The sequence below is a fragment of the Paenibacillus praedii genome (assembly GCF_049725345.1).
Classification (GTDB): Bacteria; Bacillota; Bacilli; order Paenibacillales; family Paenibacillaceae; genus Pristimantibacillus.
In genome coordinates this window covers 75,231-87,238 of record NZ_JBMWAM010000012.1, presented here as the reverse complement: position 1 = coordinate 87,238, position 12,008 = coordinate 75,231, and the positions used below count along the sequence as shown (strand labels likewise).

At 43.4% G+C, this 12,008-nt stretch carries 9 protein-coding genes and 1 pseudogene; 2 read left to right on the top strand and 8 right to left on the bottom strand.

Annotated elements, in window-relative coordinates; translation table 11 throughout:
* The first annotated feature begins 227 nt into the window (after window positions 1-227).
* Window positions 228-998, top strand: coding sequence for a DUF1643 domain-containing protein (locus ACO9K6_RS13085; RefSeq protein WP_424768001.1), 771 nt, complete (start codon window positions 228-230; stop codon window positions 996-998).
* A 429-nt stretch (window positions 999-1,427) separates the two neighbouring features.
* On the opposite strand, the gene ACO9K6_RS13080 is transcribed toward ACO9K6_RS13085, so the two are convergent.
* From ACO9K6_RS13080 to ACO9K6_RS13070, 3 genes are all read right to left on the bottom strand, one after another.
* Entirely contained in the window at window positions 1,428-2,123 is a 696-nt protein-coding gene (locus ACO9K6_RS13080) for a hypothetical protein (protein ID WP_424768000.1), read from the bottom strand.
* Window positions 2,124-2,368: 245 nt separating this feature from the next.
* Window positions 2,369-3,292, bottom strand: a complete 924-nt coding sequence (locus ACO9K6_RS13075; RefSeq protein ID WP_424767999.1) for a bacteriophage abortive infection AbiH family protein — start codon at window positions 3,290-3,292, stop codon at window positions 2,369-2,371.
* Between the two features lie 61 nt (window positions 3,293-3,353).
* Complete coding sequence (locus ACO9K6_RS13070) at window positions 3,354-4,175, bottom strand: hypothetical protein (protein WP_424767998.1); 822 nt, start codon at window positions 4,173-4,175, stop codon at window positions 3,354-3,356.
* Window positions 4,176-4,299: 124 nt separating this feature from the next.
* Here ACO9K6_RS13070 and ACO9K6_RS13065 point away from each other — a divergent pair, with 124 nt between their 5' ends.
* Window positions 4,300-5,001 (top strand): hypothetical protein, encoded by a 702-nt coding sequence (locus tag ACO9K6_RS13065; protein ID WP_424767997.1) that lies wholly within the window; start codon window positions 4,300-4,302, stop codon window positions 4,999-5,001.
* Window positions 5,002-5,605: 604 nt separating this feature from the next.
* Here ACO9K6_RS13065 and ACO9K6_RS13060 read toward each other — a convergent pair.
* The 5 genes and pseudogenes from ACO9K6_RS13060 to ACO9K6_RS13040 form a co-directional block, all read right to left on the bottom strand.
* Window positions 5,606-6,457 (bottom strand): annotated as a pseudogene (locus ACO9K6_RS13060) (family 43 glycosylhydrolase); the annotation flags it as partial.
* A 26-nt stretch (window positions 6,458-6,483) separates the two neighbouring features.
* Window positions 6,484-8,475 (bottom strand): YjhG/YagF family D-xylonate dehydratase, encoded by a 1,992-nt coding sequence (locus ACO9K6_RS13055; RefSeq protein WP_424767996.1) that lies wholly within the window; start codon window positions 8,473-8,475, stop codon window positions 6,484-6,486.
* A gap of 29 nt (window positions 8,476-8,504) precedes the next feature.
* Entirely contained in the window at window positions 8,505-9,968 is a 1,464-nt protein-coding gene (gene gucD / locus ACO9K6_RS13050; RefSeq protein WP_424767995.1) for an alpha-ketoglutaric semialdehyde dehydrogenase GucD, read from the bottom strand.
* A gap of 32 nt (window positions 9,969-10,000) precedes the next feature.
* A complete protein-coding gene (locus ACO9K6_RS13045) occupies window positions 10,001-10,876 on the bottom strand; it encodes a fumarylacetoacetate hydrolase family protein (protein WP_424767994.1) in 876 nt (291 codons plus the stop codon).
* 119 nt (window positions 10,877-10,995) lie between these two features.
* Entirely contained in the window at window positions 10,996-11,757 is a 762-nt protein-coding gene (locus ACO9K6_RS13040) for an IclR family transcriptional regulator (protein WP_424767993.1), read from the bottom strand.
* Window positions 11,758-12,008 lie beyond the last annotated feature (251 nt).

Genomic DNA, 12,008 nt, shown 5'->3' with positions numbered 1-12,008 from the left:
CGAGTCGTTTAAGGTGATTGTGGATAAAGTTTATCACCACCTAGACCTAGTACGAAGCTAAGTCCTTCCACATCTGTACGACCAAAATGTTCTCTTTATCATTCTCTCTCCCTGATATGAAAAATTAATGCACAAAATACGAATTTCATAAAATTCTGATATAATCGATTAATGATTATAAACTGATGGCATGGTATTACATTTATTTGAGTTGGAGGAGTATTTATATGCGTTCGCTGCTCTCAGGGATAGTAGAACTTCAGCCTAATGATACTGAACATGATTTTAGAAACAAACTACTAGATTGGATCGCTGAGAACGGTTGGACATTTAATGAGGTGGAAGAAATTATGGTTCCCTCCTCATTGCTTGCACCTGATCATGTCACCTACTTAGGCTCAGCAGTTTTTCACCCTAATTATCCTGCTAACTTAGATCCACAGAATCCCGATCTAAGTGCGAGGAGAGCATTTGAGGTGAATAGACGCTACTTTCTTCGGCGCATTTGGGCGCCTAATCGAACAACTCTGGCAGCTCTAATGATGAATCCTAGCGCGGCGGATGAACTTTGTGGAGACGATACGATTGATTTCTTGATGAAATATGCCAAGCATAATGGATATGGTAAATTGCTTATCGTGAATACAAGCCCAGTTATCAAGGGCAGCAATACAACCGCGACAGATTTCCCGCCTGATGATGTTAACTGGTTCTATATTAAGTGGGCTATTGAGCAGGCAGACGAAGTTGTTCTAGGCTGGGGAGAAAATGGTCGAAAATGGGGCATGCCAGCATTACGAAATAATTATTCTTTTGCTCAATTGCTTGAGGATCATCTCTCTAAGTTACGAGTTTTCGGCTATGTTGATGAAAATTCGAGAAGGCCGTATCCTAAGCACCCTCATCCTCAAAAGGTTGAGCATCGTTTTGGGCTTGATCATTTGCTCCTACCGGTTACAATAGATAAATTATTAGCAATGCTGCTGGACCCGAGATAGTCAAATCGTCGTAGATAGTTGGTTGGTCTTTTTAATTGATCGATACGAAAACGAGCTCGAGGCATTGTAAGAATTCTATAGTTAACTGTTAATCCTAAATTCTTAGTGTTTTTTGAAAGAAAATGTGTCCAGGGAGTCCATTTATGATGACCTTATTTTAGACCTGTAAACAGAAGAAAATATTACTCCTAACCTTTTTACATAGAACATATAACAAATGCTCCTGACGTTATGCTGTCACGGAGCATTTGTTCTCATAATAATTATGGCAGATTTTATTTTGGGAAGTTCCGAGTCTAACGTAATAAACTCATTAAATACTTCACCTCTAAATCAAAATAGTATGGAGGCGAACCGTGGCTTGGCAAATCCATAATCCGCCGCCGCGTGATGCTTAGGATGTTTGGGGAGGTGGCTTAGTCTATATTTTCACTTTGATTTGAATATTTGATCATCAAAAAGCCCCGTCTCAAGTTCACTCAAGCTATAGTCTAACTTGATATCTCTTCTTAACGCATTATAGTCAATTATTACTGTATGAATAATTTTCTTTATCAATTCAAACTCTTCATCGTCAAATGCTTTTTTAAGTTTTTCATCCTCCAAGCTCTTTCCAGAGCCCGAATAGTTACGGTGGGCAAACCGATAAGCGACGGCAAGCTTAAGTAACTTCTGCGAAGCAACATCCCCATTTGCTATAATAAAATCACAAATCTGATTTTTGTTAAATTCTGTAACTGAATCCGCTATTTCTTCTGTCTTTTGACTTAAGATAGCGCCAGAAAAAAGATCAGCGCTCATTTCCATACGTTTGCCGGTAATTTCAAAGAAGGGGACCTCACTCATTGGAGAAATCAAGCCTTGATATTTACCCGCGAAGTATCTGAAATACTCTGACTGGGCTACGATAGCATATAGTTTTGCGTAGAGCTGTGAATACTGCTTATAATAAAAGTCGTTTTTAAACTTCAACTCCGCGTAGAAGTCTGCAAATTGCTTCTGAAAAACATTCTTTACCTCTTCGGTCTTTTGGGTAATGTCACCAATATCCTCTTTGGTTGCTAAATTTTTGCCTTTTTCGTTCATATAAGTCGGTAAATAGTTCTTAATAAAAGTCCCAAACAAAAGAAGCCTACGACCATAACTAAAAGCAAAACTCCATCCCAGATAATTACCAGTTCCTTTCGTTTATCTTAAAGAATCACCTCATTTTTTCAAGCTACCCCTGTCCGACATTAATCGTAGTGGATTTGTATGGACAAGGGTTCATTTTTCCGAAACATGGATTAGCAAATCCACCATCCGTAGCCTTTGATGCTCAGGATGTTTGGAAAAGTGGCCTAGACCCGCTGGGTAACACCACGTCCATTTTACGAAATATGATAAGTATCAAATTCCCCATTAAACCCACAAGATCTTATTACCTTTTCATATTCCTTACGCTGTGCGAAACTATCATAGTCATTCAAATACCAAATAACATTAGCAGCAGGCATGTTTCGACATATATCCTGAATATATACTTTGTCAACATCTGAAAAAGAAAACCCGTATGAGTAGATTTTATCCACTGATTTTGATATGTTACTAAAAAAGCGTTGATTATTTCTAATTGCATCAGCCGTGTTCTTTCGCAATCGGCGTTGCATGTTTTGTAGCGAATCCTCGGAACCAACATTTCGACTCATATTTTCATCGTAATAATCTTTATCGTTCCCATGCCCAAACAATAATTCTCCGCCTTGTTCCCCGTGAATATGACAAACGTTTATCGCTTCGTACAATCCTTCTAATGTCTTTGTATAGTTAAAAGTTAAGAAAAAATCATTTTCTTTATCTATCAATTCCTCGAAGTAAGGTTTTGGAAGTATATCCATGATCTCAATTGTGTCGATCCAATCCGAAAAATAGTCCGTTATTTTAAAAACCGCTCCAACAAGGTTATCAGCTAAGTCCTGATTCCTATAAACTTCGTGATAAGGATTATCGTCCTCACCCGCGCTCCAACCATCAAAATATTCGTCTAAATCTAAAAAGCCAATTGATGTTTCGAGATCACTCCATCTCTCACCTTTTGGCTCAGCATTAGTAATAATTGTACTGAGGAAACTTACAACAATATCATCGTCGTAAATTAAACCACCATCAGGCGCTGTACTGGATTCTGGCATCACAAATTCATCGAATGGTGCATCAGGGTTAGTATCTATAAGATATTGATGAAAGTCCTCGTACGATGTTTTCAAACCATGAGCTAGGTCAAAGCCATTACCAATAACAAACAAGCTTCCCATTTTCACCACTTCCCCATAAAATCATGTATTTTTCAAATGTTCGAGGAGGTAGCCTAAACCCTCAGGGCGCCTCAGCTTTTACCCCTAGCATCAATCCTGCCGAAAGAGTCTCTTGAACAACCTGATTCCATAAAATTTGTGGGTCATCTAATCCTTTATATTTGAATCCCCTAAATCGTCCTTTATTGTATTGATCAAGTACAATAGGTCGGGAAAATCCATTCGGCTTTTGACTTACAGCTGCGGAGGGAAAAAAACTAAACATTCCACTAATAGGTTGACTACTTGTAGCACCAATGTACAATTTGTGAGTTAACGCCAGAAAATTTAATGTAAGATCATAGTACCATAATGGCACCTGATGAATAGACTTACTTTTTACCTGCCTTCTATTAAAAGATACTACATTTTGTATTACCAAAACTGTATCTGCCACAAAATGTCCATATACGTAGGAGCCAAAGAATATTACATCGCCAGGATCTAGGTTTTGCAGGACTGTCGCTTGCTTGCCCTGACAAGTGTATTGTTGACAATTTGAATATAAAAAGTAATCACCGAAAACACAAGGGTCAGTGTTTAATAATTGGTATGAGTTAGGATTAACCGGTTTCAGAGGAGTATGTATATAATGTGGGAATCCCGAAATGGTATTATTGGTTATCTTAAATGATGAGGGTGCTTCCCATTCTGTCCAAAATCCTAACATGGCTTTCACCGGTGTAGCACTCAAAGAAGATAAGTATTCTCCCTCTGCTTCTACATATTTTCTCGAATGTATTCCTGAATTCCACAAAGTAATTTTGTTCACAAGTTCAGAGGAATTAAGTACTCTCTCTCCCCCAGGATGGTTGAACATTATAGAAGTTGGTTTCCCATTCATTTAAGCCCACCACCCAATTTATTTTTCTAAGTGCTATGAAAAGGAAATCCAGAGTCACTTGAAGAATTTTCCTAATAAGATTTTATAACTTAATAACATAAATGGAAAGGAGCTATAGACAAAAATGAACATACCTGACTATATAGAATTTCTTCGAAAAGCCATTAATAATGTAAACGAAGTTTACTATGGTTCTCAAGATTGGGTTATATCTATGCTGAATGCTCATGGTATTGGTGATGAGGATCCGAGGCGGGAACAATTGATGCCTTATTTGACGCGGTATCATGAGCGTGTTTTTTGTTATGAACTATATCATCAATTTCGAAAGATTATGGAGCAAAATAACCTCACCGAAAAAGTCATTCTTCAAGCAGAATTGCGGAAATCTCAAGTTGGAAAGGAAATCGAACAACTGTTTAGTATTCAAAGCACCGATGCAATATATTACCCCGATTTTTTGATTCATGAGCCTGGTACATTTGATCATCAAGATTTGATTATCGAAGTAAAAGCAAACCCCAAGGTTACACGAGAAGAAATGCAGAATGATCTCTTAAAGATTGATCAATTCATTAGCAGATACCACTATGAAAAAGGAATTTTCTTGGCAATAAATATAAATGATGATAAGCGCAATCAACTTACCACAAATCCTGAATTTCTACATTTCCTTGAGAACCAAATTGAAAATAAAACTAAAATTTTGCTTATGTTTAGAGAGTCCGCCAAGAAGTCGACAGTATCAATAAATGCAGCTAAGTTGTGCAAGGATAGTGAGCGATATAAGCGAAATACCGTCAAAAGCGCCTTGAAACGCATCTGACGGTATTTTAAAAAAAATGACAAAAGCTTATTTCGGATTGTAGCGCATCGAATACCTTGTTCGGCATTAAACGTTGTGGTTTTGTATGGACAAGGGGTCGATTTTCCGAGGGGAGTCAAACCCCTGTCCTTCCTAATAATTGAACTCGACTCAAGAATCAGGGATCTCCATATTAATCTATTAATTTCGTCAACAATCAGTCAACTCTACTATTTTTAACCCTCTGTTTTACTTTTTCATTTCATCTGTACTACTCTCCAAACCCGCTCCACCACTGCAACCTTAGCTATCTGTACCATTCCTCACCAACAAAGCTACCGATTCTACGTGAACGGTATGCGGGAACATATTATCTTGGGATGTGAACTATCACAATCCACAGAAACCTTGTTCTGACATAGTTGTAAAGGATACAGAATCCTAACCCCTATCATCCAGTCGGTGCGGCTGGCATGATAGGGATGAACATCAGTTCTTCGTACCAGAGCGTGCTAGATGGCTTTTGAAGCATTAGAAGAGGAGAATGTGACTCATACTTGATTAAGCAATTTGCCGATGATGCCGGGAAAAAAGGCAGAGATTTTCACTCGCCGAGTTGTCTCCTCGTTATGGACTCCTGGCCACGAAGCCGCAAGAATCCTGGTCTTTCCTTTAAGGATAGCCAATCCGGACTTGCAGGGATGCGAAGGGTGTTCCATTGCAGTCCAAGCTGTGCTCTATCAAAGTGGTCGAGGCTCGGTTCAGTGGGGAATGGATGTGATGGCAATTGAGGTGCTTGCAACACATATTGCGGCGAATTGGCTCCTCCATCAACAGTTATCCAATCATCATCCGTCCAGTGACAGATTCGCGGGATCGACTTCATAAGGACCTTCGATATGCCGAGAACGCGCCATCATGACAGCGTGTTCATATTGCGTTCCACCTTCAGCTGTCAGCAAGTAATAGTATCCATTTCGTTTATATAAATGCGACCCTTCGGTTAATCTCAGCTGTGTGCCTAGAAAAATATTTTTCTTAGGACCAATAAGTTTCTTCTTTTCCTTCGAGTATTCCTGAAGAATAGTGCCAGCGAAAGAGTTTGTCCCTTTCCTATGATCCCAGATCATACTCACTAAGGCCCCATTCTATCGTCCGCCGTCACCATATAATTATGAGTATCCTTGAAGGCTCCCGTGCGACTTTTTACATCTGTATAAATAAGATAGAAAATGCCGTCATGATGGCTTAAACATGGCGCCCATGCCCCACCGGAATTGATGCTGCCTTCCATATTCAATTGTGAAGTACGTGTCAATATGGAGGTGAGCGGACGCCAATTCACCAAATCCTTGAAGTGGTGAAGACGTACTCCCGGGAACCATTCAAATGTCGAAGTTGCAATATAATAGTCTTCCCCTACACGCAAGATAGATGGATCAAGATGAAATCCTCGCAGTATGGGATTGCTAATCATGTTCCCCACTCTACTTTAAATCTGGTTTAACTGTTCATTATTTCCTGGCCTTCTGCCGTGTTCATACCCGCTTCCAGCAGTTTGACGATTCTGTCTACGTCATAGACACATCCCCGCCATGTGCCGCCGCTCGCTGCTTGCAGTGCAGCCCATAGCCGAGTGTCTTCAGGAAGATCAGGGTCTTTCCCAAGATCGGGATGAGGTTTTCTAGAAGCCAATACCTTCGCTCCCACTTCCGGATCCTCCGGCACCTCACCGCTGCCTACCATTTCGACATGTCCCTCTAATTGACGGAGGTCGATACGGATGTCAATCCAATCGCCATTGCGAAGCTGGCCAACGGGTCCGCCAGCAAGGGCCTCGGGTCCAATATGACCTATACAAGCACCTGTTGACACGCCCGAGAAGCGTGCGTCCGTAAGCAGTGATACTTCCTTGCCGAAGGGCAGATGCTTAAGCGCTGAAGTCAGCTGATAAGTCTCTTCCATCCCCGTACCCGATGGGCCGCGTCCAATGAGTACCATAATATCCCCGGCAACGATGCCTTTGTTTTTTATCGCATGGATTGCCGCACGTTCCGTCGTGAACACTTTCGCCCTGCCGACGTGGCGATAGACCCCATCACTGTCAACCATCGAAGGATCAATTGCAGTCGATTTAATAACAGAGCCCTCGAGGCAAATGTTTCCAGTCGGGAAGGTCACAGTCGAGTGCAGCCCCGCTTGTTTGGCGCGTTCCGGGCTGAAGATGACGCGATCAGGATCAACCCCCTCGTTCTCCAGCAAATGTCGGCGCATGCGGTGGCGGCGTTCTGACGATTCCCACCAATCCAACGTTTCCCCAATCGTATTGCCTGTTACCGTAAGCGACTTCTCTTCCAGTACGCCAAGTTTACGCATATGCAGCATAACCTCAGGCACACCACCGGCAAGGAAAGCTCTTACTGTCGGGTGATGTTCTGGTCCATTAGGAAGAACGCTAACTAATCGCGGGACACTACGGTTGACTTCTGCCCAATCAGCGACAGTTGGCAAGGAGAGCCCCGCCGCATGTGCGATTGCAGGAATATGGAGCAGCAGATTTGTAGATCCGCCGAAGGCTGCATGAACGGCCATCGCATTACGAATGGCATGATCTGTTACAATCTGGCCTGTCGTCAGTCCGCTCTCCGCCATTTTGAGAGCAGCTCTCGCAGATTGCCGTGCCATTTCCTCCCACACCGGCTGTCCTGACGGTGCTAGTGCCGCATGGGGAACGGTCATACCAAGAGCCTCCGCTATAACCTGTGCCGTTCCCGCTGTACCTAAGAACTGACAGCCTCCACCAGGTGTCGCGCATGCGCGGCAACCGAGGTCAGCCGCTTCCTCAAGCGAGAGTTCACCATTCGTATACCTAGCGCCAATCGTTTGGACCTTGCCTGCATCCTCGCCTTGGGTCGGTGGAAGCGTAACGCCGCCTGGAACAATTACGCCAGGAAGTTTGTCCATCCCTGCCAGGGCCAACATCATGGATGGCAATCCTTTGTCACAAGTGCCTACTCCCAATACGGCCGAGCGTTGCGGCAAGGAACGAATAAGACGTCTTAATACCATAGCCGCATCATTACGGAACGGCAGTGAATCGAACATCCCCGTCGTCCCTTGCGAACGGCCATCACAAGGATCGCTAACGAATCCCGCGAAGGGCACGCCACCGAGACCTGCGATTTCCTCCGCTGCGGCTTTCATCATGATTCCAACTTCCCAATGCCCCGTATGATAGCCAAGAGCGATCGGGCGGCCGTCCTCATCTCGAATGCCACCTTGGGTTCCAAGAATGAGTATTTGCTTTCCTAAAAGCTTCTTCGGATCCCATCCCATGCCAACGTTCTGTGTTAACCCGAATATATCACCGCTTGGTGAATAACGAAGCATATCCGGGGTAAGCGGCAATGAGCCGCTTGGTCCCGGAGCATGCGTATAGATGTCAAAATAAGAATCGGTATCCTTACCCATAATCGTTTCGAAACCTTCATTCATACGTACACCACCCATCCCTTGTGTTGTCGTTAAGGCTTAATGAATACGGTTTTGATTGAAGTATAGAATTCAATAGCAGCTTGGCCTTGCTCCCTTGAATGCGAACTGGACTGTTTCATACCGCCGAACGGTGCTTGAAGCTCAACACCGGCTGTTTCTGCATTAATACGGATGAGACCTGCTTCCATATCTTGAACGAACTGCAAAGCGTTTCCGATATTACGGGTATAAATTGAAGCGCTAAGACCATAGTCCGTATCGTTCGCAAGCTCTATCGCTTCTTGAATGTCATTCACTTCAATTAATGTAAGCACAGGTCCGAAAATTTCATCTTGAGCAATCGACATTTTTGAAGTCACTTTATCAAAAATCGCTGGCGTGACATAGAAGCCATCGGATAATGCGCCCTCAGTTGGTCTTGTGCCGCCATACAGCAATACTGCCCCTTCTTCTACACCCTTACTAATGTAAGATAGAACGGTTTCCATTTGTTTTTCATTCGCACATGGACCTAACCATGTCTGTCCATCCATCCCATCTCCAACCTTCAATTCAGTCACCTTCTGGAGCAGCTTCGACTTGAACTCCTCATAAACATCCCTCACTACGATAACTCGGCTTGTCGCAGTGCACTTCTGACCAGTAGAACGAAGACCCCCGCTAATTGTCGCTTCAACCGCAAGATCAATGTCTGCATCTGCGGCAATTAGGATCGGATTTTTCCCGCCCATCTCTAGCTGATACTTAGCCCCGCGTGCCAACGCCGCTTGCCCTACCGCTTGCCCTACCGCATTGGAGCCCGTGAAGGTAATTCCGTTAATATCAGCATGTTCCGCAATACCTTGACCAATGACGCTGCCACTGCCTACGATCATATTCAGAACACCGGCCGGTAAGCCTGCATCATGGAAGCATTGCATAACTTTCGCTGCTGTAACCGCTGTTTCCGTTGCCGGCTTCCATACGACCGAGTTCCCATATATTAAAGCAGGTGCCATTTTCCAAATAGGAATAGCAACTGGGAAATTCCAAGGGGAGATCACCCCTACCGTTCCGAGCGGTGACCTTGTAGTATACAAGAATGCATCTGCATCGGAAGAAGGTATAACATCACCTATTTTACGCATGCCTTCTCCTGCGTAATAACGCAGAATGGCCACTCCACGTGCCGTCTCGCCCTTCGCCTCGGGTAATGTCTTACCCATTTCCCTCGTCATCGTTTCACCGATTTCATTCATTCTACTTTCCATAATATCAGCTGCTTTGAACAGCAAATTGCCCCGCTGTAATCCAGTTAGCTTACGCCAAGCGAGCTTGGCAGCCTTTGCAGCTGCAACAGCATCCTCTAAATCCCGTTTAGACGAATCCGGGATCATACCGACGACTTCATTTTTATTTGCTGGACTTATACTTTTCTGCGTTCTGCCACTCTCGGAGCTTCTCCATTCGCCATTAATGTAGTTGTGATATATTGGGTAATTTATATTTACCATTTTAATCTTCCTCCCTTTTTTTAAATGACTATTTAGGCCAAAACAGCAGTATTCACAAGTATTCCTAGGCTGGTGATTTCAATTTCAATGATATCTTCAGGTGCAAGTGTGAACTGATTCGGAGGAACGATACATGTGCCCGTAAGGAGAACCGTACCATCGTACACAATATTATCCCTATGCAGAAAGGAAACGAGTTCCTCCAGCTTGCGTTTAAGCTGTCCCGTGCTTGCTGATTCATCGACTACTTTTTTTCCATCTCTATATATCCGCAAAGTGATCTGCAACTGGTAGGGATCTTGAACCGTTTCGGCTAATCTTATGACCGGTCCTATTGAGCATGATTGTTTCCAAACCTTGGCTTGCGGAAGATATAACGGATTCTCTCCTTCAATATCGCGGCAGCTCATATCGTTGCCAATAATGTATCCTACAATTTCGCCTCGCTTATTCAAAACCAAACCAAGCTCTGGTTCCGGAACCTGCCAATTCGAGTCGCTTCTCAAGCAAACATTATCTAAATGGCCAACCGTTCGAGCTGCTGTAGATTTCATGAACAATTCTGGCCTTTCCGCATCATACACCTTGTCATAGTAGGTGGATGCATCCAGCTTGCCGCCAGTCGCCTCATAATTTCTAGCTTCCTTGCTCCGCGCATAGGTTACACCGGCCGCCCAAACTTCAGGGGCAGCTACAGGTATAAGTAATTCAAGACTAGCAAACTCCCTGTCCAGCGGCTGAGTTGAAAGGATCAGATCGTTCACGTCTTCAAGTGGTGTTTTTCCTTCCTTCTCGATTCGTTCAAGGAATGATATAAAGTCCGAATCCGCCAATTTGAATACCTTATCCTCATCAGTTACTGCTGCCAAACATTGGTCTACGCCATCACGATACCGAATAATTCTCATTTTAACCTCTCCTTGTTTTATAATATAAAACGACGTTCTTAAATTATGATATAATCGACTCGCTTTCATCACGTTTCGATCTATCATTAACTTAAAAGTAATTGCTCAGGAACCTAAACTTAGATCTGATAACCTAGTTGCCGAGAAATTTCACTCGTTTCCTGCCGAATCAGGTCAATTAATTGTGCCAGTTCTTGATCATCAACGTGTGCTACCATGGTGGATATGCTCATCGCCGCTATCACTTGTCCGTTATGATTGTATATCGGAGCAGCGGCACACCGGACCCCCGGCTCATTCTCCTCATTATCAATAGCATAGCCTTGCTTCCTTACTTGCTCCAACTCTTTCAAGAAAGCTTCAGGGTTATCGATCGTCTTATCCGTATGCTTAACAAACGTATGCCCTTCCGCAATCTGCACCCATTCGTTGATAGACCGGAAAGCCGCCAATACCTTACCCACGGCGCTGCTATGCAAAGGTATTCTGCGACCGATACGTGAATACCGAATTGCCGCCTTGTGCCCCTCTACTTTATCAATGTATATCCCTTCTTTTCCATCATCCATAATGACCAAATGTGTCGTTTGGCCGGTGGCGGCAGACAAAGCTCTGAGATGCGGTCTAGCGATTTCCCGAATATCAAAATAATTGAGAAGCAATTGCCCCTTCTCTACAAACCTCATCCCGAGGCGGTATTTCCCAGTCTGCTCATCCTGTGTAATGTAATCATGAATTTGAAGCGTTTTCAACAAAGAATGAACTGTACTTTTGTGCAAATCCATTTCTGAGCTTATTTCAGACAGTTTGTACTCCATATGGTGCTCATCGAATAAGTCGATAATTTTCAGTGCTCTATCCAATGCTTGAATGATGGGCATATTCCTTCCCTCGCTCCCCTCCTAGATGCGGTTTTATATTATAAAACCTCGTTCTAAAATGTTATTGAATAAATAATAGCAAACCCTATTTGCGATGTCCATCTTCTGTTATGATACAGCGGACCACTTTTTAATAATAAAAGCGCGTCACGGACCTGGGGATCGGTGCCCCCGCAGCGGGCCGGGGATTGGTATCTGACTGGACGGAGGTAAAATGGATATACATGCTGGAAGGCTTCACCAAAGAAGGT

Excerpts from the sequence above, each read along its gene's own strand:
- ACO9K6_RS13075 (WP_424767999.1), bottom strand. The coding sequence starts at position 3,292 with ATGGGAAGCTTGTTTGTTATTGGTAATGGCTTTGACCTAGCTCATGGT.
- ACO9K6_RS13065 (WP_424767997.1), top strand. The coding sequence starts at position 4,300 with ATGAACATACCTGACTATATAGAATTTCTTCGAAAAGCCATTAATAAT.
- gucD (WP_424767995.1), bottom strand. The coding sequence starts at position 9,968 with ATGGTAAATATAAATTACCCAATATATCACAACTACATTAATGGCGAA.
- ACO9K6_RS13045 (WP_424767994.1), bottom strand. The coding sequence starts at position 10,876 with ATGAGAATTATTCGGTATCGTGATGGCGTAGACCAATGTTTGGCAGCA.
- ACO9K6_RS13070 (WP_424767998.1), bottom strand. The coding sequence starts at position 4,175 with ATGAATGGGAAACCAACTTCTATAATGTTCAACCATCCTGGGGGAGAG.
- ACO9K6_RS13055 (WP_424767996.1), bottom strand. The coding sequence starts at position 8,475 with ATGAATGAAGGTTTCGAAACGATTATGGGTAAGGATACCGATTCTTAT.
- ACO9K6_RS13085 (WP_424768001.1), top strand. The coding sequence starts at position 228 with ATGCGTTCGCTGCTCTCAGGGATAGTAGAACTTCAGCCTAATGATACT.
- ACO9K6_RS13040 (WP_424767993.1), bottom strand. The coding sequence starts at position 11,757 with ATGCCCATCATTCAAGCATTGGATAGAGCACTGAAAATTATCGACTTA.